Source organism: Nocardiopsis terrae, assembly GCF_014651695.1.
Taxonomy (GTDB): Bacteria; Actinomycetota; Actinomycetes; order Streptosporangiales; family Streptosporangiaceae; genus Nocardiopsis; species Nocardiopsis terrae.
In genome coordinates, this window is the sequence record NZ_BMXJ01000002.1 from 184,676 (window position 1) to 205,482 (window position 20,807).

18 protein-coding genes are annotated in these 20,807 nt (G+C 73.9%); 9 read left to right on the forward strand and 9 right to left on the reverse strand.

Annotation, left to right across the window (positions count from 1 at the left end):
* Window positions 1-20 precede the first annotated feature (20 nt).
* Entirely contained in the window at window positions 21-809 is a 789-nt protein-coding gene (locus IE195_RS04925; protein ID WP_191268193.1) for a LamB/YcsF family protein, read from the reverse strand.
* A 182-nt stretch (window positions 810-991) separates the two neighbouring features.
* On the opposite strand from IE195_RS04925, the gene IE195_RS04930 reads away from it, so the two are divergent.
* Window positions 992-1,777, forward strand: coding sequence for an aminotransferase class IV family protein (locus IE195_RS04930; RefSeq protein WP_191268194.1), 786 nt, complete (start codon window positions 992-994; stop codon window positions 1,775-1,777).
* Here the strand turns inward: IE195_RS04930 and IE195_RS04935 are convergent.
* From IE195_RS04935 to IE195_RS04945, 3 genes are all read right to left on the reverse strand, one after another.
* On the reverse strand, window positions 1,737-3,956 hold the full coding sequence (locus IE195_RS04935) for an MMPL family transporter (protein ID WP_191268195.1): 2,220 nt from the start codon (window positions 3,954-3,956) through the stop codon (window positions 1,737-1,739). The two genes, IE195_RS04930 and IE195_RS04935, sit on opposite strands and share 41 nt — an antisense overlap.
* 152 nt (window positions 3,957-4,108) lie before the next feature.
* The gene (locus tag IE195_RS04940) at window positions 4,109-5,611 is read right to left on the reverse strand and encodes an SDR family oxidoreductase (RefSeq protein WP_191268196.1); all 1,503 of its coding nucleotides are present in this window, start codon (window positions 5,609-5,611) and stop codon (window positions 4,109-4,111) included.
* The gene (locus IE195_RS04945) at window positions 5,608-6,267 is read right to left on the reverse strand and encodes a DUF4383 domain-containing protein (protein WP_225942337.1); all 660 of its coding nucleotides are present in this window, start codon (window positions 6,265-6,267) and stop codon (window positions 5,608-5,610) included. Before IE195_RS04945 ends, IE195_RS04940 begins: the two co-directional genes overlap by 4 nt.
* 92 nt (window positions 6,268-6,359) lie before the next feature.
* On the opposite strand from IE195_RS04945, the gene IE195_RS04950 reads away from it, so the two are divergent.
* A complete protein-coding gene (locus IE195_RS04950; protein WP_191268197.1) occupies window positions 6,360-7,424 on the forward strand; it encodes a MerR family transcriptional regulator in 1,065 nt (354 codons plus the stop codon).
* Here IE195_RS04950 and IE195_RS04955 read toward each other — a convergent pair.
* The gene (locus IE195_RS04955; protein WP_191268198.1) at window positions 7,393-8,622 is read right to left on the reverse strand and encodes a lycopene cyclase family protein; all 1,230 of its coding nucleotides are present in this window, start codon (window positions 8,620-8,622) and stop codon (window positions 7,393-7,395) included. The genes IE195_RS04950 and IE195_RS04955 overlap by 32 nt on opposite strands.
* 52 nt (window positions 8,623-8,674) lie before the next feature.
* On the opposite strand from IE195_RS04955, the gene IE195_RS04960 reads away from it, so the two are divergent.
* Window positions 8,675-9,421, forward strand: a complete 747-nt coding sequence (locus IE195_RS04960) for a class I SAM-dependent methyltransferase (protein WP_191268199.1) — start codon at window positions 8,675-8,677, stop codon at window positions 9,419-9,421.
* On the forward strand, window positions 9,418-10,992 hold the full coding sequence (locus tag IE195_RS04965; protein WP_191268200.1) for an FAD-dependent oxidoreductase: 1,575 nt from the start codon (window positions 9,418-9,420) through the stop codon (window positions 10,990-10,992). The genes IE195_RS04960 and IE195_RS04965 overlap by 4 nt, the downstream gene beginning before the upstream one ends.
* Here the strand turns inward: IE195_RS04965 and IE195_RS04970 are convergent.
* From IE195_RS04970 to IE195_RS04985, 4 genes are all read right to left on the reverse strand, one after another.
* Window positions 10,956-11,963: a DUF5914 domain-containing Rieske (2Fe-2S) protein gene (locus IE195_RS04970; RefSeq protein WP_191268201.1), complete on the reverse strand. Its 1,008-nt coding sequence runs from the start codon at window positions 11,961-11,963 to the stop codon at window positions 10,956-10,958. The genes IE195_RS04965 and IE195_RS04970 overlap by 37 nt on opposite strands.
* 11 nt (window positions 11,964-11,974) lie before the next feature.
* Window positions 11,975-12,934 carry a phytoene/squalene synthase family protein gene (locus IE195_RS04975; protein WP_191268202.1) on the reverse strand — a complete coding sequence of 320 codons (960 nt, stop codon included), beginning with the start codon at window positions 12,932-12,934 and terminating at the stop codon, window positions 11,975-11,977.
* On the reverse strand, window positions 12,931-14,397 hold the full coding sequence (gene crtI, locus IE195_RS04980) for a phytoene desaturase family protein (RefSeq protein ID WP_191268960.1): 1,467 nt from the start codon (window positions 14,395-14,397) through the stop codon (window positions 12,931-12,933). The genes IE195_RS04975 and crtI overlap by 4 nt, the downstream gene beginning before the upstream one ends.
* Window positions 14,398-14,518: 121 nt before the next feature.
* Window positions 14,519-15,655, reverse strand: coding sequence for a polyprenyl synthetase family protein (locus IE195_RS04985; protein ID WP_191268203.1), 1,137 nt, complete (start codon window positions 15,653-15,655; stop codon window positions 14,519-14,521).
* Window positions 15,656-15,801: 146 nt separating this feature from the next.
* Here IE195_RS04985 and IE195_RS04990 point away from each other — a divergent pair, with 146 nt between their 5' ends.
* From IE195_RS04990 to IE195_RS05010, 5 genes are all read left to right on the forward strand, one after another.
* Window positions 15,802-16,392, forward strand: a complete 591-nt coding sequence (locus IE195_RS04990; RefSeq protein WP_191268204.1) for a MarR family winged helix-turn-helix transcriptional regulator — start codon at window positions 15,802-15,804, stop codon at window positions 16,390-16,392.
* A 262-nt stretch (window positions 16,393-16,654) separates the two neighbouring features.
* Window positions 16,655-18,322 carry a BCCT family transporter gene (locus tag IE195_RS04995; RefSeq protein WP_191268962.1) on the forward strand — a complete coding sequence of 556 codons (1,668 nt, stop codon included), beginning with the start codon at window positions 16,655-16,657 and terminating at the stop codon, window positions 18,320-18,322.
* Window positions 18,319-18,786, forward strand: a complete 468-nt coding sequence (locus IE195_RS05000; RefSeq protein ID WP_191268205.1) for an Hsp20/alpha crystallin family protein — start codon at window positions 18,319-18,321, stop codon at window positions 18,784-18,786. The genes IE195_RS04995 and IE195_RS05000 overlap by 4 nt, the downstream gene beginning before the upstream one ends.
* 138 nt (window positions 18,787-18,924) lie before the next feature.
* The gene (locus IE195_RS05005) at window positions 18,925-19,530 is read left to right on the forward strand and encodes a copper chaperone PCu(A)C (protein WP_191268206.1); all 606 of its coding nucleotides are present in this window, start codon (window positions 18,925-18,927) and stop codon (window positions 19,528-19,530) included.
* A complete protein-coding gene (locus tag IE195_RS05010) occupies window positions 19,530-20,759 on the forward strand; it encodes a Dyp-type peroxidase (RefSeq protein ID WP_191268207.1) in 1,230 nt (409 codons plus the stop codon). The genes IE195_RS05005 and IE195_RS05010 overlap by 1 nt, the downstream gene beginning before the upstream one ends.
* Window positions 20,760-20,807: the final 48 nt, after the last annotated feature.

The following is a 20,807-nucleotide window of genomic DNA, read 5'->3' on the forward strand; positions in this document are numbered from 1 at the left end:
CCAGATCGGGTCGGGTTCGGTCAGGCGGAGGCCGGCGGTGCGGCGGCGGGCGCGCCGGTGAAGGGGGCGATGGTGACGCCCTCGGCGCGTAGCCGCTCGGAAACGGCCCGGGCGGTCTCCACGGCGCCGGGACTGTCCCCGTGGACGCACAGGGAGTCGGCCTCGACCAGGATCCGGGTACCGTCCACGGCCTCGACGGGCTCGCCCCGGGCGATGCGCAGGCAGCGCTCGGCGACGGCCTCGGGGTCGTGCAGGACCGCACCGGGTTCGCGGCGCGGAACGAGGGTGCCCTGCGGGGTGTAGGCGCGGTCGGCGAATGCCTCTCGGTAGGCGGCCAGGCCCGCCTTCCCGGCCAGGGCCAGGAAGCGTGATCCGGGCAGGCCGAGGACGGGCAGGCCCGGGTCGAAGGCGCGGACGGCCTCGACGACCGCGGCGGCCTGCTCCTCGTGGTGGACGATCGCGTTGTACAGGGCGCCGTGCGGTTTGACGTAGCGGACGCGGTCGCCGGCCACCGAGGTGAAGGCGGACAGCGCGCCGAGCTGGTAGATCACCTCGTCGGTGAGTTCGGCGGGCGGCACGTCCACGAAGCGGCGGCCGAACCCGGCGAGGTCCCGGTAGGAGACGTGGCCGCCGACGGCGACCCCGCGGGCGGCCGCCTCCGCGGTGGTGCGGCGCAGCACCGAGGGGTCGCCCGCGTGGAAGCCGCAGGCGACGTTGGCACTGGTCACGACGGACAGCAGGGCGCGGTCGTCACCGAGCTCCCAGCGGCCGAAGCTCTCACCGAGATCGGAGTTGAGGTCGATACGCAACGTGGAGTTCCCCTTTCCTGATCGTCCTACCCGGCCGGGCGGCTGTTACCTCCCGCCGGCGGGCCGGGTGCCTCCATGATCCCGCCCGAACGGGCATGGTCGGCGCTTGGCCGGACACGGCCGGGCCGGGCCCCCGAACCACCTCCTGCCGCAGGTCCCGAAGTGCCAGAATGGTGCCCGTAATGGAACTGAACGGACGCCCCGTCAGCACGGGAGAACTCGCTGGCCTCGCCCTGTACGGCTACGGGCACTTCACGACCATGCTCGTCACGGACCTGCGGGTGCGCGGCCTGGACCTGCACGTGGAACGCCTCAGCCGGGACTGCGCGACCCTCTTCGGCACCGAACTCGACATCGCGCGCGTGCGCGAGCTCGCCCGCCGCTCCGCCCGCGCGCACCCCTCGCCCTCCGTGGTCCGGGTGACCGTCTACGACCCCGCCCTGGACCTGGTCCGCCCCTCCGTACGGCCCCTGCCCCAGATCCTGGTGTCCACGCGGGCGGCCCCGGGCTCCGCGCCGCCGCCGGTCCACCTCGGCACCCGCCTGTTCCACCGGGACACCCCGACGATCAAGGGGACGGGGCTGTTCGGGGTGATCCGGCAGCGGCGCGCGGCCCAACTGGACGGTTTCGACGACGCGCTGTTCACGGGTGTGGACGGCCGTGTGTCGGAGGGGCCCACCTGGAACATCGGCTTCCTGGAGGGGTCCGGGCTGGTCTGGCCTCAGGCCCCCTGTCTGCCCGGGGTGACGATGCGCCTGGTCAGCCAGGCCGCCGAGCGGCTCGGGGTCCCGGTCTCCACGCGCCCGCTGGCGGCCGTCGCGGCCACCAGGATGGCGGGCGCCTTCGTCACCAACGCCACCACCGGGGTCCGCCCGGTGGCGTCGGTGGACGGGGTCCGCCTGCCCCGCCCCGAGCTGCTCGACGAGCTCAGCCGGGCCTACCGGGAGCTTCCCGGCGAGCTGTTGTGAGCTGTCGCGCGCCCGTGCCGGAGACCGCGTCCGCACCGGTTTCCGGGCCCGGGTGCGCGTTCCGGCCCGCGCGCCCGGGCCACCACAGCCGGGGCCCCGCGTCCAGGGCGAGCGCCGGGATGAGCAGGGTGCGCACCACGAGTGCGTCGAGCAGCACCCCGAAGGCCACCAGGAAGGCCAGCTGGAGCAGGAACAGCAGCGGGATGACCGCGAGCGCCGCGAAGGTCGCCGCCAGCACCACCCCGGCGGAGGTGATCACCCCGCCGGTGACGGTGAGGGCCCGCAGGACGCCCTCACGGTGGCCGTGCAGGAGCGTCTCCTCTCGGGCCCGCGACATCAGGAAGATGCTGTAGTCGATGCCCAGGGCCACCAGGAACACGAACGCGAACAGCGGCACCACAGGGTCGGCCCCGGGCAGGTCCAGGACGTGGTCGAACACCAGGGTGCCCACCCCGAGGGCGGCGGCGAACGAGAGCACGTTGGCCGCCATGAGCAGCAACGGCGCCACCAGGGAGCGCAGTAGCGGGATCAGCACCAGGAACACGACGACCAGGACCAGGGGGACCACGACCGCGAAGTCGCGCTGGGCGGTCTCCCGGGTGTCGAGGTCGGTGGCGCTGACCCCGCCGACCAGGGCGTCGGCGCCGGGCACGGCGCGCACGTTCTCGCGCAGTTCGCGGACGGTGTCGACGGCCTCGGTGCTCTCGGGGTCGGCGGTCAGGCCGACCTCGACCAGGATACGGCCGTCCACCACCAGGGCGGGGCTCCGGGTTCCGGGCGGTGCGGGCTCGGTCACGGCTGCCGCGCCGTCCGTTCCCGGGGTCGCCTCCGCGGCCTCGACGACCTCGTCCAGGCGGTCGGCGTCGGCGGCCACCAGGGCGGGGGCCGCGCCGGAGTCCGAGCCGAATCCGCGTTCGAGGGTGCGCTGACCGTCGACCGCCTCGACCTCGGTGCGGAAGACGTCGGCCTGCCCGGTGCCCTCGGCGGTGAACTGGGGCGCGAACACGGCGGCGACCATCAGTAGGGCGGCGGTGCCCAGCCAGAGGGCGCGCGGGCGGCGGGCGACGGTGCGGGCGGTCCGCCCCCAGAAGGGGTGCTGCTGGAGGACCCCGTCGGTGGTCCGCCCCTCCTGCTGGCGGGGGCCGTGCGGGGCGGCGGGCCAGAAGGCCGCGCGCCCGCACAGGGCCAGGGCCGCGGGCAGGAAGGTCATCGCGGCGAGCATGGCGGCCACCACGCCGATGGCCACCACGGGGCCGAGGCTGCTGGTGGAGTTGAGGTCGGCGGCCAGCAGGCACAGCAGGCCGAGGATGACGGTGCCGCCGGAGGCCAGGACGGGTCCGGTGACCCCTCGTACGGCCGCGAGGACGGCGTCGGGCACCCGGTCGCGGACGGCGAGTTCCTCGCGGTAGCGGGCGACGAGCAGCAGCGCGTAGTCGGTGCAGGCGCCCACGACGAGGATGAACAGGATCCCCTGGCTCTGGCCGTTGAGGCTGACCAGCCCGGTGTCGGCTGCGGCGTAGACCAGGGCGCCGGACAGGCCGAGGGCGAGCAGGGAGGCGACGATGACCAGGACCGGCAGCAGCGGTGAGCGGTAGACGGCGACGAGGATGACCAGGACGGCGGCCACGGCCACCAGCAGGAGGGTGGAGTCGATGCCGCCGAAGGCCGCGGAGAGGTCGGCGGCGTATCCGGCGGGACCGGTGACCTGGGCCCGGAGGCCGTCGACGGGGTCGTCGGCGAGGAGGGCGCGCAGCTCGGCCACGGACTCCCCCGTGTCGTAGCTGTTGTCCACCGGGACCACGAGTTGGGCGACGGAGGGGTCCTCGGTGCCGGGGACGGGGCCGACCACCTGGCCGGAGACCCAGGGTTGTTCGCCGATCCGCTCGGCGAGGGAGGCGGCGTCGGCGAGTCGGGCGTCGGCGAGGTCCTCGTCCCCGGAGAGGACGACGACGGCGGGGACGCTGTCGGCGCGGTCGAAGTCCTCGGCGATCCGGTCGACCTCGGTGGACTCGGCACCGTCCGGGAGGAAGGCGGCGGGGTCGTTGGTCTGGACCTCGCCGAGTCTGCCGAGGAAGGCGCCAAGGGGGCCCGCGCCCAGGATCCACACCAGGGCGACCAGGAGGGCGGCCCCCACCCACCAGCGTGACCGCCGGGCCGGGGGTTCGAGTCGTGTACTCACCGTCGGTTGTCCTTCCGGGTTCGCTGAGATATAGCTAGAAATGCGAGCTTCTTGGAATCCTAGCCAATCCTGAGAGTGCACCGTCCCCTCCCCCTCACCCGCCCCACCGGTTCGGGGCGGGTGAGGGGGCTTCTCCCGGGGCGGACCCGCGGCTAGGCGCCCCGGTCCCGCTGGTCCCCCGCGGCGCCCTGCTCGGCCCGGGCGGCGATGTTGGCGGCCATCGACCCGAACACCACCCCGTGGAAGGGCGTCACCGCCTTCCAGTACAGGTGGCCCAACAGCCCGCGCGGGTGGAACAGCGCCCGCTGGTGGTACACGGTGCGCCCACGGGCCTCACCCACCCCCAGCTCCAACCAGGCCGGTCCGGGCAGCCGCATCTCCGCCCGCAACCGCAGCAGCCGTCCCGGCACGATCTCCTCCACCCGCCAGAAGTCCAGCGAGTCCCCCACCCGCAGGCGTTCGGGATCGCGTCGGCCGCGGCGCGGCCCCACCCCTCCCACGGCCAGGTCGATCCAGCCCCGGGCGGCCCAGGCCAGCGGCCAGGAGTACCAGCCCCGCTCCCCGCCGATCCCCTCGATCACCCGCCACAGCTGTTCGGCGGGAGCGTCCACCACCCGGGCGCGGCGGTCGGTGTACAGGCTGCCCCCGGACCAGTCGGGGTCGGTGGGCAGGGGGTCCGAAGGGGCGCTGGGCCAGGCCGCGGACGACCAGCGGGTGTCCACCCGGTCCTCGTCGATGCGGCGCAGCGCCAGCGCCACCGCCCGGTCGAACCCGATCCGCTCGTGGTCGTCCAACAGCTCGGCCAGGTCGTCCTCTCCGGCCACCGAGTCATGGCGCAGCGACTCCACCAGCGGACGCGCCACCGCGGGCGGAACCGGTGTGATGAGGCCGACCCACAGGCTGGACAGCCCCGGCGACAGCACGGGCACCGGGAGGATGAGCCTGCGGGCCAGACCCGCCTCGGCGGCGAAGCGCTGGATCATCTCCGCGTAGGTGAGGGTCTCGGGCCCGCCGATGTCGAAGGCGCGGTTGGTGTCGGCCGGCAGGGCGTCGGCCTCCACCAGCAGGCGCAGCACGTCGCGTACGGCGATGGGCTGTACCCGGCTGCGCACCCACCGCGGCGTGGTCATGGCGGGCAGGCGTTCGGTGAGGTGCCGCAGCATCTCGAAGGAGGCCGAACCCGAACCGAGGATCACCGCCGCGCGCAGCACGACGGTGGGCACCGGACCGTCCAGCAGGAGGTCGGCGACCTCCTTGCGGGAGGCCATGTGCGCCGAGAGCTCCTCCCCGTCCGGGGCGAGCCCGCCCAGGTAGACCACCCGGCCGACGCCGGCCTCCCCTGCGGCGCGGGCGAAGGTACGGGCGCCCTTCGCGTCGTTGCTCTCGAAGTCGCCGCCCCCGCCCATCGAGTGCACCAGGTAGTAGGCCACGTCCGCCCCGGCCAGGGCCTCGGCCAGGCCCTCGCCGGAGATCACGTCGCCGCGTACCACCTCCACCCGCTCCCGCCAGGGGTGGTCGCGGAGCTTGTCCGGGGTCCGGGCCAGGCAGCGGACCCGGTACCCGGCGGCGAGCAGTTCGGGGACCAGGCGGCCGCCGATGTACCCGCTGGCTCCGGTGACCAGTGCCAGACGCCCCCGGCGGGGCGCGCCGCTCACTCCGCCGCCCCGTCGGCGCGGTGGCGGCCGCGCACGCGCGGTGCGCCCCCGTCAGCGGCCGCGTCCCGGGCTCCGGCCTGCTGTTCCACCCGGTGGTCGGGTTCCCCTGCGGCGTCCCGGAGGCGTTCGTCGGTGCTCCCGTGACCGACGGACCCGCCGACGCCCTCGGCGCGCGGAGCCGGGACCCGGCCCCGGTGCCGGGACTCCCGGTGCTGGCGGAAGGGGTTGTCCTCGGCCAGGCCGCCGCTGAAGCGGCCGTACATGCCGAAGGTCATCACCATCAGGCCCACGACGAAACTGAAGATGACGTTGGGCATGGAGAAGGCCAGGATGTTGAAGTCGGTACTCATCAGGTAGAGGTTGACCAGCCCGCTGGCTACGAAGGCCGCACCGACCGCCACGCACACGGTGGAGGCGAAGATCCCGCCCAGCACCATCGCGCCCACCAGCAGCGATCCGATGGCGATCGACAGGAAGCTCAGCGCCCCGTTGGTGGACAGTCCCGCGATCACCTCGCCCTGGGTGTCGAACAGCGGGAGTCTGATCATCAGTCCCGCGGTGCCGAAACCGATCAGGACCAGTCCGGTGAGACCGGCGCCGATCCGGTAGACGATGTCGAGCCGCCGGTCCGCCCGGCGCTTGGTGTCCAGATCCATGTTGTCGCCCCTTTCGGTGCTCTCCCGACTAGAGTCGGAGGTCAGCGACGCGCGCCACAAGTCGCACCGCTTTCGCAACGTGTTGGGGTGCCATGAACGACGCACTCTCCCCGGGGGCCGCGGCCCGCCTGTTGGGGGTCACTCCGACCACGCTGCGCAGTTGGGACCGGCGTTACGGGATCGGTCCCGGGGAGCGCAGCCCCGGCGGCCACCGCAGGTACTCACCGGCCGACATGGACCGGTTGCGGGAACTGTGCCGTCTGGTCGGTGAGGGCGTGCCCCCCGCCACGGCCGCACAGCGGATCCTGGACCGGACCCCGGCGGCTCGGCCGGTCCTTCGCGCGTCCGCCGCCGTGTCCCAGAAGGATTCCCCGGACACGCCCGAGCGAACCGGACAGGATCACACTCACGCCCCAGCAGACCCCCACGGCACCCCGTCAACACCATCCGGGAGCCCCGCCCCGCCCGCCTCCGGACGGCCGGGGCGGCCCGGCGGGGACACCCTGCCGCTCGGCACCGCGTCCCCCTCCCTGCAGGGGATCGCCCGTGCCGCCATGCGCATGGATTCCGACCTGGTCGAACACCTGCTGCAGAGGGCACTGGCCGAACACGGCACCGTCGCGGTCTGGGAGAACCTGGCGATGCCGCTGCTGTACGGGATGGGCCGCAAGTGGGAGGACACCCGCCGCTACGTGGAGGTGGAGCACCTGCTGTCCTGGGCGGTCTCCTCGGCGCTGCGCCGGGTGCCCCCGGGACCGCCGGACCGGCCGGGACCGGGCCACGCGCCCGGGTCCGGCCGACCGGTGGTCCTGGCCTGCGCCCCGCACGAGATGCACAGCCTGCCGGTGGAGGCCCTGGCCGCGGCGTTGCGGGAGGCCGGTCGGGCCCACCGGGTCCTGGGGCCCTGCACCCCCACCGAGGCGGTCGTGCGCACCGTCCGGCGGATCGGGCCGAGCGCCGTGGTGCTGTGGTGCCACACCCGTGGCGACCAGGGCGCCGGGACGCTGTTGGCCGCCGCCGGGGCCGCCGCCGCAGCCAGGGAACACGTCGGCCTGTACACGGCGGGCCCGGGCTGGCGCGGTGTGCGGGCGGCCCGGCGGTTCGCCGACGGCCACCTGGGCTCCCTCACCGAGGCGATGGCCGCCCTGGCGCCCTGAACCGGCCCGGGATCCCGCCGGCGCGGGTGCGCAGGCTGTACCACAGGTGGTCGAGGGTGGTCCGGGACATCGCCCCGAGGGGGGTGGTCAGCCCCATCGCGAGCTCCCCGGGCAGGCGGGAGGTGCCGTCCAGGAAGGCCAGGACGTCGCCGAGCCGGTTGGCGGCGAAGAGCCGCGTGAAGAAGTCGGCGCCCGCCACCCGCCCGCTGTCCAGTGCCCGGAGCATGATGGCGTCCATGGCCAGGTGCCTGGCCCGGTAGGGCACCGGGGGCACCGGGGTCCGGCCCTCGGCCAGGGCCCGGGCCACCGCTGCCGTCTGGCGGGCCACCCCGCTGAAGGTGTAGCCGGTGGAGGGCCGGGTGGCCCCGCCCGCGGTGCCGATGCGGAACAGGCGCCGACCGGTACGGGTGGGGAAGGACGCGTCGGTCATCGGGATCACCCCCTGTTCCGCGGCGGTGACCTCGACGTCCCCCAGTCCGGCCCGGGTGCAGTAGTCGGTGAGCGCCACGTCGTACTCGGCCGTGGTCAGGGCGCTGCGCCCGAACTCGGTGTACTCCACCAGCGCCTCCCGGGAGGACAGCGGGAGCACGTACCCGAAGGCCACCCCGGTGCGGGGCTGGGGCGGACGCAGATCCATCAGAACGGCGGCACCGGGGTCGAAGGCGTCGCGGTGAGTGCGCACGAACCAGCCCCGGAAGTGCTGGAGCAGGGTGGTGCGCCCGTCCTGCGGCACGGGCGGCGGACGCGAGTCGAAGACCCACCGGGCCCTCAGGCGGACCGCGGTGCCGTCGGGGGCGGTGGCGTGCACAGTGGCGTGGTCGGGACCGTCGACCAGCCCGGTCACGTACAGCTCCCGCTGGTCGAGGTGCTCGTCGGCGCGGTCGCGGACGTGCGCGGCCACGTCGGTGGAGCGCAGCATCTTGTACAGGTAGGGGTCGGCCGGGGAGCGGTACTCGGCGCCGTCGGGCCCCAGCACGGTCAGGTCGCGCCACCGTGCGGCCAGGAGCGGGTCCCAGAGTCCGCCCTCCGCCTCCCAGAAGCACCAGGTGCGCGGGGGCGGCGTGTGTGGCCCGGACGGCGGTTCCAGCAGGGCGGTGCGCAGGGGCCGTCCGCGTCGTTCGTTGACCCCGCCCATGCGATGGGCCAGGGTGAGCCCTGCGGCTCCCCCACCGATGATCACCACTTCGTAGTCGGCCATACCACCAGCATGCCGGGGCGCGGGGCGTCCGGCGGGTGGACACGGGAGGAACATGACCACCACGACGGGCCGGATGAAGACCGGAGCGGTCACCCACGAGTTCGACCACGCGGCCGACGCCTACGACCGGCTGGTCGGCGCCAACCCCGGATACCACCGCGACCTGCGCACCTCCGTGCGGCGGCTACGGCTGCCGGGGCGGGGTGAGGGCCTGCGCCTGTTGGACCTGGGGTGCGGGACCGGAGCGTCCACGGCGGCCCTGGCGGAGGCGGCGCCGCGGGCCCGGATCGTGGCCGTGGACGCCTCGCAGGGCATGCTCGACGCCGCACGGTCCAAGGTCTGGCCGCACGGTGTGGAGTTCCACCGGGCACGGGCCGAGACGCTGACACCGGAGTGGGTGGCCGAGCGTCTGGGCGGCCCGGCGGACGCGGTGTTCGCCGCGTACCTGATCCGCAACGTCCCCGACCCCGACGCCCTGCTGTCCGCGGTCTCGGCGGTGCTGCGGCCCGGCGGACGCGTGGCCCTGCACGAGTACTCCGTGGCGGACTCGGTGTCGGCCCGGGCGGTGTGGACCGCGGTGTGCTGGGGGGTGGTCATCCCCTCCGGGCGGGCCCTGACCGGCCGCGCGGACCTGTTCCGCTACCTGTGGCGCAGCGTGGTGGAGTTCGACGGCGCCCGCGCCCTGCTGGCGCGGATGCGCGCCGCCGGGCTGGAGTCGGTGGCCGGGGCCCCGCTGCCGGGCTGGCAGTACGGGATCACCCACACCTTCGTCGGCGCGCGGCCCGGGGGCCGCTGGTGAACGCGGACGTACACGACCCGGCCGCGGAGGCGGTCCCGGCGCCCCCGCCGGTGGGACCGCCGCCCCGGCGCGCCCCGCGGGTGGCGGTGGTCGGCGGGGGCATCGCCGGGCTGTCGGCCGCCCGCGCGCTGTCCGAGCGCGGTGTCCGGGTGCGGGTCCTGGAACGCGAGGAGGGGCTGGGCGGCCGGCTGCGCGGCTGGGACACCGAACTGGCGGACGGCTCCACCGCGACGATGAGCAGGGGCTTCCACGCCTTCTTCCGGCAGTACTACAACCTGCGCGCGCTGCTGCGCCACGCCGACCCGGAACTGTCCGGCCTGGCGCCGTTGCCGGACTACCCGCTGGTGCACTCCTCCGGGCTGGCCGACCGGTTCTCCGGCCTCCCCCCGGCCCCGCCGTGGAACGCCCTCGCCCTGGCGGCCACCAGCCGGAGTTTCCCGCTCCGTGAGCTGGTCGGGGTGAACCTGCCCGCCGCGCTGCAACTGCTGGACGTGGACGCGCCGGGCGTGTACGAACGCCTGGACCACCTGAGCGCCCGGGAGCTGCTGGATCTGGTCCGCTTCCCGCTCAGCGCCCGCCACCTGGCCTTCGAGGTCTTCAGCCGGAGTTTCTTCGCCGCACCCGAGCACCTGTCCGCGGCGGAGATGGCCGTGATGTTCCACATCTACTTCCTCGGTTCCGCCGAGGGGCTGGTGTTCGACGTGCCCCGCTCACCCTTCCCGCAGGCGCTGTGGGACCCGCTGGCCGAGCGCCTGCGCCGGTCGGGGGTCCGTTTCCACCAGGGGGCCCGGGTGGACCGGATCACCCCGTCGGGGGCCGACGCGGCCACCGTGGCCTGGTCCGGCACCGGCGGGGAGCACGGCTCGTCCTTCGACGGGGTGGTACTGGCCGCGGATCCGCCCGGGCTGCGCCGCCTGGTGGCGGACTCCCCCGGCCTGGGCACCAGCGCCTGGCGGGCCCGGGTGGCCGCGGTGCCGTCCGCACCGCCGTTCCTGGTCTCCCGTTACTGGTTGGACCGGCCGGTGCGTCCCCACCGGCAGGCCTTCCTGGGCACGGCCGGGTACCCCACCCTGGACAACATCAGCGTCCTGGAACGCTACGAGGACCAGGCGTCGGCCTGGGCACGGCGCACCGACGGTTCGGTCGTGGAACTGCACGCCTACGCACTGCCGCAGGGGTGCGACCCGGCGGCCGAGCAGGCCTCGCTGTGGAAACAGGCCCTGACCGCCTACCCCGAACTGCGCGCTGCGCGGGTGGTGGACGCCCGGCACGAGGTGCGGCAGGACTGTCCGCTGTTCCCGCCGGGCGGGCACGCACGGCGTTGCACGGTGACCACACCGGTCCCGTGGCTGGTGGTGGCCGGGGACCACGTGCGGGTGGACCTGCCGGTGGCGTTGATGGAGCGCGCGGCCACCAGCGGTGTCCTGGCCGCCAACGCCCTGCTCGCCCGGTGGGGGCTGCCGGGCCACACCGTGTGGAGCGTGCCCCGCCGGGGCAGGTTCGCTCCGCTGCGCGCCGCGGCCCGGTCCCTGCGTCAGCCGGGCCAGCAGCCGCGGGCGCGAAGCAGGTAGCGGCGTTCGGCGTAGGCGAGGTCGTCGCGCCACAGGCGGCGGGCGGCCATCCGCATCAGCGGACGGACCGCCCCCGCGGCCCTGCGGGCCAGGGCGAAGCCGGTGCGTTCGGAGGCGGCGACGGTCGCCTCGATGACGGCGGTGCGGGGCACACCTCGGGCGTCCGTGCCCAACGGGGTGGCGTGGGTCTCCACCACGCTCCCCTCCCCTTCGCCCTCGATGATGCGCATGACCACGGTCCGGGGATCGGGGCAGGTGAACTCGGCGCGCACCGGAACGCCCCACCGGCCGGCCACCCTGAAGCCGACGTCCACCACCATCCGGTCCGGGTCGGGGTCGGGTCCGCTCGGCACTTCGGTCACCCGGAGCCCGACGAACGAGTAGGGGTGGAACCAGGATCCGTGCCAGGGGTCGAGCCGGTTGGCGACCACGTCCTCGGGTTCGCACCGGCCCGCCATGCTCTCCACCGCCGAGACGCGCAGGGCGGCCGCGGGGCGTTCGGGGACGACGGGTGCGTCCAGGGGCTCCTCGCCGCCCGCGCGGTCCAGGCGCACCCACACGAGCACGCCGTCGTCGTGGGCGGGGTAGGGGCTCCAGCCGGGGAAGCCCTCGGATCCCAGGGAGAGCCCGTGCCAGCGGCACACCAGGCGCCCCCGGTCCACCGCTCCCCGGCACAGCGGTGCGCCCAGGTGGGGGCAGGCCCCCGGGCCCGCGTGCACGGCCCCGTCGGGGGTGCGCCAGGCAACCAGTTCGGTGCCGGCCACCACCCGGCCGAAGGGGCGGTCGGTCCGCACCTCCTCGGCGGCGGCCAGGACGTACCAGTTGCCCGAGGGGCGGGCCAGGGCACGTTTGAGGGCCGCCCCGATCACCCCCGGGGCCGCCTCCCGCCAGGTGGGTTCCTGGCGGGCCCAGGTGCCCCTGGGCATCCGGCGCAGGGGGATCCGTCGCGGTTCGGGGTCGGGCAGGGACATCTGTGCTCTCCTCAGGGGGTGGAGCTGCGGGGTCGCGGGACGGCCCGCGCCCACAGCGAGCGGGCGAGGGCGGGCATGGCCGCCGCCATCTTGCGGGTGTCGGAAACCCGGTGGCGGACGCTCCACACGTCGAAGTCCGCCGCGGCGATCTCGTCCAGGATGGCCCGGTAGAGCCGCAGGGCGGTGGCGACACACGGCCGGGCCACCGGTTCGAGCATCGCCACCCCGGGTTCGGCCAGCCGGTAGAGGTCCCGGTTGACCTGCACCAGTTCGGCGACGGCCCGCCGCACCCGGGGGTCCGGGGCGCGGGTGTCGGCGCAGTGCGCCAGCAGGGCCCGGTCGACGCCGTGCCGGTCCAGGGCGTCGGCGGGCAGGTAGACGCGCCCGCGTCCGAGGTCCTCCGCCACGTCGCGCAGGAAGTTGGTGAGCTGGAAGGCCTCGCCCAGGGCGGCGGCGTGCGGTGCGGCCTCCTCGCGGGGCGCGACGGTGCCCAGGACGGGCAGGACCTGGAGCCCGATCACCGCGGCCGAGCCGTACATGTACTCCCGCAGGTGGGCGAGGTCGCGGTACCCGGTCTCCGTCAGGTCCATCCGCATGGAGGCCATGAAGGCGGTGAAGTACTCGGGGGGCAGTGCGTAGCGGCGTACGGTGTGCGCCAGGGCGCGCAGGACCGGTTCCGCCGGTTCGGCCCCGGACAGGGCGGCGGCGAGGTCGGCGTCGATGCGGTCCAGACGGGACCTGCGGTCCTCGACCGTGGTTCCGGGGGCCGGTTCGTCGACGATGTCGTCCACCCAGCGGGCGAACCCGTAGAGCGCGTGGATGCCGGGGCGGCGTTCGGGGGGCAGTACCCGGGTGGCCGTGTAGTAGGTGCGGCCGTGGTGGGCGTGCAGCCCGCGGCAGCGCAGGTAGTCCTCGCGCAGGCGCCGGGCGGTGATGCCCGCGGCGTCCAGTTCGGCGGTGGCGGTGCTCATCGGCGTCCCCGTCGTTTCGATGCGGCCAGAAGGCGCGCGGCGGCCAGTTTCCCCGAGAGCAGCACGGTGGGCAGTCCCACCCCCGGTGTGGTGCCGCACCCCGCGAGGACGGCGTTGGCGGTGCCGGGCACGGTGTTGCGGGGGCGGAAGGGGCCCGTCTGGGCGAAGGTGTGCGCCAACGAGAACGGGGTCCCCCGGGCCAGGCCCTGGCGGGCCCAGTCGGCCGGGGTGACCAGCCGCTCGGCGCGTACCGAGGCGTCCAGTCCGGTGAGGCCGCGCTCCTCCAGGGTCCGGACGACGGCGTCGCGGTAGCGCGGACCCTCCCGGTCCCAGTCGGTGTCGCCCGCGGCGAGGTTGGGGGCGGGGGCCAGAACGTAGAGCAGGTGGTGGCCGTCCGGGGCCAGCGAGGGGTCGGTGAGCGTGGGCTGGGTGACCAGCAGCGAGGGGTCGCTCATCGGGCGTCCCTGGTCGATGATCTCGGTGAAGGTGCGCTCCCACTGCTCTCCGAAGGAGATGGTGTGGTGGGCCAGGTGGTCCCAGGTGCGGTCGGTGCCCAGGTGCAGGACCACCGCCGAGGGCGAGAACCGGTGCGGCACCGGGCGCCGCGGACGGTGTCCCAGGAGGCGGTGGGCGGCGGGCAGGTCGACGGTGAGGACGACCTGGTCGCAGGCGATGCGTTCGCCCTGGTCGGTCAGTACCGCCGTGACGCGGTCACCGGACCGTTCCAGCCGGGTGACGCCGCACCCGTAACGCAGCCGTGCGCCCGCCTTGGCCGCGGCTCCCGCCAGGGCGTCGGCGATGGCGCGCATCCCGCCGCGCGGGAAGTACACGCCCGCGATGGTGTCCATGTAGGCGATGACGGCATAGGCGGCCAGCGCCCGTTCTGGTGCCACCCCGGCGTAGAGCGACTGGAAGGAGAAGATCCTGCGCAGGCGCTCGTCCCCGAGGTGGCGGCCGACCGCGGGAGCCAGACGGCCGAAGCCGCCCATCGCCGCCAACCGCGCCAGGTCCGGGCCGAGCAGGTCCAGGGGCGAGTCGAACCGGGCGTCGATGAACGAGCGCATCTCCACCTCGTACAGGCGGGTGAGCCACTCGCGCAGGCGCAGGTAACCGACCGCCTCCCGGATTCCGGCGACCCGGGCGACCTCGGCGGTCATCCGGCGGCGGTCGGTGTGCACGTCGATGACGGAACCGTCGGCGAAGGAGGCGCGGTAGGCCGGAGCCAGCGGCAGGAGGTCGAGGCGGTCCCGGAGGCTCTCGCCGACCGCCGCGAAGGCCTCGTCCAGGATTTCGGGCATGGTCAGGACCGTGGGCCCGGTGTCCACGCGGAAGCCGTCCATGTCCAGGCGGCCGGCGCGGCCGCCCGGGTGCTCCTGGCGTTCGACGACCACCACCTCGCGTCCGGCGCCGAGCAGGTGCAGGGCACAGGACAGGCCGGACAGCCCGGCGCCCACGACGACCACGGGGTCCCGGCCGGTACGGGGGCGCCCTGGCGGCCGGGGGCGCCCGGTGGTTCGCTGCGGTGTCTGGGCAGGGTTCACGGGATCTCTTCCGTTCATGGGTGGGGTTCGTGGGCGGGGCCGGTCAGATTCGTGCCGCGGTCTCGGCGAAGCCGACCAACCCCTCCCGCAGGGCCGGGGCGAGGTCGAGGTCGGCGAGACGGGCCGTCCCCCGCCTGGCCAGGGCGCGGCAGCGTCCGCGGACCAGGGCTCGGGCGCCCACGCGGTCGAGTGCGGCGGCGGCCTCGGCCGGGTCCACGGGGCCGGCGCCCACCCCCTCCAACAGGACCAGGGCGGCGAGGTCACCGCACTCCCGCGCCAGCTCGATCCCCGCCGCGAGGAGCATGGTGTTCTTGCCCTCGCGCAGGTCCTCCCCCGGTTCCTTCCCGGTGCGGGCCGGGTCCCCGTAGAGGTCCAGGAGGTCGTCGCGGAGCTGGAAGGCCACCCCCACGTCGCAGCCGTAGCCGCGCAGCGCCTCCTCGGTCGCGGCGGGGGCTCCGGCCATGACCGCTCCCAGTTGCAGGGGGCGTTCGACGGTGTAGGAGGCCGTCTTGAGCCGGTCGGTCCGCAGGGCGGTGCGCACCGAGCGCTCGGCGCGCGCCTGGGAGCGCAGGTCCAGGAACTGCCCGACCATCACCTCGGTGCGCATGTCGCTCCACACGCGGTACGCCCGGGCCCGGGTGGCCAGGTCGGCGAGTGCCCCGTACAGCAGGTCGTCCGCCCAGGCCAGGGCGAGGTCGCCGGTCAGGACCGCCATGGAGTCGCCGTAGCGTGCGGACTCACCGCGGTAGCGGCGCGTCCTGTGCTCCGCGGCGTGGGCGGCGTGCACGGAGGGTTCTCCCCGCCGGGTGGGTGCCGCGTCCATGACGTCGTCGTGGACCAGCGCGAAGGTCTGGAGCATCTCGATGGCGGCCCCGGCGGACAGCGCCGCCCGGGCGGGGCCGCCCCGGGCGGCGCCCCCGCCGGCGAGCCACCCCCACCAGAGCAGGACCGATCTGAGCCGTTTGCCGCCCAGGGTGAAGGAGACGATGCGTTCGGCCAGTTCACGGCCGCACCCGGGGTCGAGCAGATCCACTTCGCGCACCCGTGCGCCCAGGTGTTCGTGCAGGACCCCGCCCACGGCCGCCCGGACCCCGTCGACGTCCCCGGCCGGGGCTCGCCCGGGTACGGCGGGTGCTTCCCTACCGGTTTCGGTGATGACAACCTCCTCAGCGGAAGGCATAACGAACCAAATGTCTCGGTTTCCATGATTCTTATATTCCGAACTATTACACATCGTGCTCTTCCCAGGCCACCCAACACTTCGAGGTCCCCCTAAACTCGTTCCCGGTGACCGGAGGGCCCGATCACCGCGACGTTGGGAGACCCATGGACAGCGCGCCCAGAACCCGGCCCGCCGGGCCCGAGGGGTCGACCGCGTCCGGGGTGGAGGCGTCGGGGGTGAACGCGCCCGCGCCGGAGCCGGACGAACCGCACGGGTCCGGAGCGCACGGGCCGCGCTCACGTACGGACCTGTACATGGCGCTGCAGACCGACGGCCAGCAGTTGGCGGTGGGGCTGGTGCGGCTGCTGCACCGGATGTCGGAGCGCTCGGGCATGAACCCGACCGACTTCCAGTGCTACACACTGCTACGGGTGGCCGGAACCATGACCCCGGGGGAGATCGCGGACAGCCTGTGCCTGTCCACCGGTTCGGTGACCGGGGTGATCGACCGGATGGAGGCACACGGCCTGGTCGAACGCACCCCCCACCCGCTGGACCGGCGCAAGGTCGCGGTGCGCCTGGTGGAGGGGGCCGAGAAGATCGCCGCCGGCACCGCACCGGGGATGCGCGACGTCATGACCTCGCTGCACGAGGACTACTCGCTGGAGGAGCTGGAGGTGATCACGGGCTGGCTGGACCGGGTGAACACGGCCCTGGACACGCTCGTCGCCCAGCGGGCACCCCGCCGCCACTGACGGCTCCGCCCGGCCGCCACAGCGGACCGGCGCCCCCGCAGGACCGGAGCCCCGGGGACCGGCGCTTGGCCCCTGACTCCGGAGTTGCGTTCGAAGACCGACATGGCACACTTTGTCGGAACTCTCCGTGAGCGCGAGGTCGCTTTACTGCCAGGGACCAAAGCCTCTACCATCCCACGGGACATGTCCGTGGCCGGTGCAGGAACCGGCGCTCCAACCCCCGTACACCCAGCGGGGCTGGGAAGGAGCCACCATCTCATCCCTGCGCGAGTACGTTCGCGACCACACCAACCCACCCGTCTTCGTCGTCTCAGGCGCCGTCATCATCGCCTTCGTCGTGCTGGGGATCGTTCTCACCGACCCCCTGCTGGCCGGGGCCTCCGCCGCCCGTGACTGGATCGGCTCCCAGCTGGGCTGGTTCTACGTGCTGGCGACCACCTTCTTCCTCGGCGTCGCCGTCTTCCTGATGCTGAGCAGGTTCGGGAAGATCCGACTCGGACCCGACGACTCCAGGCCCGAGTTCGGCACGATCGCCTGGTTCGCGATGCTGTTCACCACGGGTATGGGCATCGGCCTCGTCTTCTGGGGCGTCGCCGAGCCCGTCACCCACCTGCACTCACCGCGCTCCAGCGAGCTGGCCCCGGTCGCCCCCGAGCCCGGCGCGGCCCCGGAGCCCCAGCCCGAGGCGGTCGGGGAAGCCCTGGGACTGAGCTTCTTCCACTGGAGCTTCCATCCCTGGGCGATCTACATCGCCCTCGGGTTGTCCCTGGGCTACTTCGCCTTCCGCAAGGGGCTGCCGCTGCGCCCCGCGTCGGCGCTCTACCCGCTGCTCGGCGACAGGGCCTTCGGCTGGCCGGGCAACCTGGTGGACATCCTGGCGGTGTTCGGCACCATCTTCGGCCTGGCGACCTCGCTCGGCCTGGGCACCCTGCAGATCAACGGGGGCCTGTCCGAGGTCTTCGGCCTGCCGAACAACTCGTGGTCCCAGTCGGCCATCATCATCGTCATCACCGGCATCGCCCTGTTCAGCGTCCTGTCCGGGATCGACAAGGGCATCCGCCGCCTGTCGGTGATCAACCTGTGGCTGGCGTTCATCCTGCTGGCGTTCGTCTTCGCCGTGGGACCCAAGCTGTGGATGATCAGCTCCACACTCACCGGAGCGGGCGAGTACCTGGGCAACCTGGTCCCCTGGAGCCTGTCCTTCCCGAGTCCGCTCGCCGACGAGACCGCCGCGAACTTCACCACCGGCTGGAGCGTCTTCTACTGGGGCTGGTGGATCTCCTGGGCGCCCTTCGTCGGTGTCTTCCTGGCCCGCATCTCCTACGGCCGCACCATCCGCGAGTTCATCCTCGGCGCCCTGTTCGCCCCGGTCGTGGTCTCCCTGCTGTGGTTCGGGGTGTTCGGCGGTTCCGGCCTGTACTACGAACTGTTCGGTGAGGGCGGCTTCAACGACGGCGACGAGGCCCAGGCCGCCTACCACCTGCTGGACGCCCTGCCCCTGGCACCGGCCGTCACGGTGATCGCCTCCGTCCTGCTGATCCTGGTGGTGACCATCTTCTTCGTCACCTCCTCCGACTCCGGATCACTGGTGGTGGACACCCTCACCAACGGCGGGGACACCAAACCGCTCCGGCTCCAGCGCGCCTTCTGGGCGGTCAGCGAGGGCGGCGTGACGCTCATCCTGCTGGTACTGGGCGGGACGAACGCCCTGGACGCGCTCCAGGCGGCCTCCGTGGTCACGGGCCTGCCCTTCGCGGTCATCCTCGTGTTCATGCTGTGGGGGCTGTTCAAGGGGCTGGGCAGCGAACCCAAGCCCGGTGAGGCCAAACGGCTGCGGGCGGAGGACCGGCCGCCGCCCGCCCGTACGGGAAGCGTCCGGGTGGACCGCAGGAACGAGGGCGACAATCCAGAGGAGGCAGAGGGCACATGACACCCAAGAGGTTCAGCAACCCCTTCCACGGGGTCGTTGACATGATCACCGAGATGAACCGCATCTCCGACACCATGTCCTCGATAGAGGGCGGTCAGGCCGGCGAACGCGAGCGCGGCTTCGCCGACGCCTGGAGTCCGCCCACCGACATCCTCGCCAAGGGGAACGACCTGGTGATCCGGTGCGAGGTGCCGGGGGTGTACGAGGAGGACGTGGCGATCAGCCTCAACCACGGCATCCTGACCATCAGCGGGGAGCGCCAGCGCGACGGCGAGGACGTCGTCTACTACTCCTCGGAACGGTTCATGGGCACGTTCCGCCGCGAGATCAGCCTGCCCGACGGGGTCGAGGAGGAGGACATCACGGCCAGTTACGGCGAGGGACTCCTGGAGGTCGTCGTGCGAGGGGCCGCCAACCAGCGGGGCCCCAAGCGCATCACCGTCACGCGGCGCAAGCGCCGCTGACCCCGCCCCCCGAGGCACCCGGCCCCGTCGGAGGACACCCTCCGGCGGGGCTTTTCCGTGTCCGTGGGAACCAGGGCCGCCGCGTGACCGACTCTCCTACCGAACGGCCGCATCCGGCGGCCCGCCCGAGGAGATCCCGTGACCCACGTCCGAACCCTGTCCCTGGCGCCGCTGTCCCTCACCCTGCTCCTGGCCCTGGCTGCCTGCGGCGGTACCGACACCGCCGAGGCCCCCGACACCGCCGGAGCCGACGGCTCCTCCGCGGAGGGCGGCGGGACCGGTACCGCGGCCGACGGCTTCTCCGTCACCGACCCCTGGATCAAGGCGGCCACCGAGGACGACGGCATGACCGCGGCCTTCGGCGAGATCGCCAACGGCACCGACACCGACGTCACCGTCGTCGCCGCCGCACACGAGGGTGCCGAGACCGCGGAACTGCACGAGGTGGTGGGTGGCGGCACCGAGGGGACCATGCGGGAGAAGGAGGACGGCTTCCTCGTCCCCGCCGGCGGAACCCTCCCGCTGACCCCGGGCGGGGACCACATCATGCTGATGGGCCTGACCGGGGACCTGGAGCCCGGATCGGAAACCGCCCTCACCCTGGAGTTCGCCGACGGCTCCACCGCCGAGTTCACCGCCCCGGTCAAGGAACACGCCGGGGCCAACGAGGAGTACGAGGGCGGCGACGGCCACGAGGACGGCGACCAGGAACACGAGGGCGACGACGAGCACGGGGACCACTGATGGGCGCCGCCGGGCACCCGGACGGGGGGCGGCCCCGCGGCCGGCTGAGCCGCCGAAACCTCTTCCTGGGCGGGGCGGCGGCCGGGGCGGGCGCACTCGGCGCCACCCTCGCCCAACGGGCGCTGCCCGCGGACGAACCCGCACCGCCCTCCACTCCTCCACCGCACGGTGAACAGAGCGTCGCCTTCCACGGGTCCCGCCAGGCCGGGGTGCAGACCCCGCCCCAGGCGCACGCCACCCTCCTGGGCATCGACCTGGACCCGGAGGTGGCGGCGGAGGGCGTCCGCCGGCTGCTGTTCCTGCTCAGCGACGACGCCGCACGCCTCACCCGGGGCGAACCGGCACTGGCCGACACCGAGCCCGAACTCGCCCGGGTGCCCGCCCGCCTGACCGTGACCTTCGGTTTCGGTCCGGGCCTGGTGGAGCGGGTGGACCCCGACGCGGTCCCGGACTGGCTCACCGACCTGCCCGACTTCGAACACGACGACCTCGACCCCGCCTGGGGCCAGACCGACCTGCTGCTCCAGGTGTGCGCCGACGACCCGGTCACCGTCTCGCACGCCGCCCGGATCCTGCTCAAGGACACCCGGGCGTTCGGTCGGCTGCGCTGGAGCCAGGACGGCTTCCGCCGCGCCCACGGGTCCCAACCCGACGGGACCACCATGCGCAACCTCATGGGCCAGGTGGACGGCACCGTCAACCCCGCCCCAGGCACCGAGGACTTCGAGCGCCTGGTGTGGGGCGGGGCCGGACCGGACTGGCTGACCGGGGGAACCTCCCTGGTCCTGCGCCGGATCGCCACCCACCTGGACACCTGGGACGAACTGGACCGCCCCGCCCGCGAGGCGGTGATCGGTCGCAGGCTGTCCGACGGCGCGCCGCTGACCGGGGACAGCGAGCACGACGAACCCGACTTCGAGGCCAAGGGGGACGGCGGGCTCCCGGTGATCGCCGACTTCGCGCACGTGCGCCGCGCCCGCACCGGGGACCCGGACGAACGGATGTTCCGCCGCGGCTACAACTACGAGGACCGCGCCAGGGGGGAGGCGGGACTGCTGTTCGTCTCCTTCCAGGCCGACCCGGTACGCCAGTTCCTGCCCGTCCAGCGCCGCCTGGACGAGCTGGACCTGCTCAACCAGTGGGTGACGGCGGTGGGGTCGGCCGTGTACGCGGTCCCGCCCGGCTGCGCCGAGGGAGGGTTCGTCGGACAGGGCCTCCTGGAGGGCTGACCGGCCCGCGGGGCCCGGGAAACGGGACCGGGCCCGCCCCGCGGCGTG

Excerpts from the sequence above, each read along its gene's own strand:
- IE195_RS04930 (WP_191268194.1), top strand. The coding sequence starts at position 992 with ATGGAACTGAACGGACGCCCCGTCAGCACGGGAGAACTCGCTGGCCTC.
- IE195_RS04945 (WP_225942337.1), bottom strand. The coding sequence starts at position 6,267 with ATGGATCTGGACACCAAGCGCCGGGCGGACCGGCGGCTCGACATCGTC.
- IE195_RS04950 (WP_191268197.1), top strand. The coding sequence starts at position 6,360 with ATGAACGACGCACTCTCCCCGGGGGCCGCGGCCCGCCTGTTGGGGGTC.
- IE195_RS04955 (WP_191268198.1), bottom strand. The coding sequence starts at position 8,622 with ATGGCCGACTACGAAGTGGTGATCATCGGTGGGGGAGCCGCAGGGCTC.
- IE195_RS04960 (WP_191268199.1), top strand. The coding sequence starts at position 8,675 with ATGACCACCACGACGGGCCGGATGAAGACCGGAGCGGTCACCCACGAG.
- IE195_RS04970 (WP_191268201.1), bottom strand. The coding sequence starts at position 11,963 with ATGTCCCTGCCCGACCCCGAACCGCGACGGATCCCCCTGCGCCGGATG.
- IE195_RS04975 (WP_191268202.1), bottom strand. The coding sequence starts at position 12,934 with ATGAGCACCGCCACCGCCGAACTGGACGCCGCGGGCATCACCGCCCGG.
- IE195_RS04985 (WP_191268203.1), bottom strand. The coding sequence starts at position 15,655 with ATGCCTTCCGCTGAGGAGGTTGTCATCACCGAAACCGGTAGGGAAGCA.
- IE195_RS04990 (WP_191268204.1), top strand. The coding sequence starts at position 15,802 with ATGGACAGCGCGCCCAGAACCCGGCCCGCCGGGCCCGAGGGGTCGACC.
- IE195_RS05000 (WP_191268205.1), top strand. The coding sequence starts at position 18,319 with ATGACACCCAAGAGGTTCAGCAACCCCTTCCACGGGGTCGTTGACATG.
- IE195_RS05010 (WP_191268207.1), top strand. The coding sequence starts at position 19,530 with ATGGGCGCCGCCGGGCACCCGGACGGGGGGCGGCCCCGCGGCCGGCTG.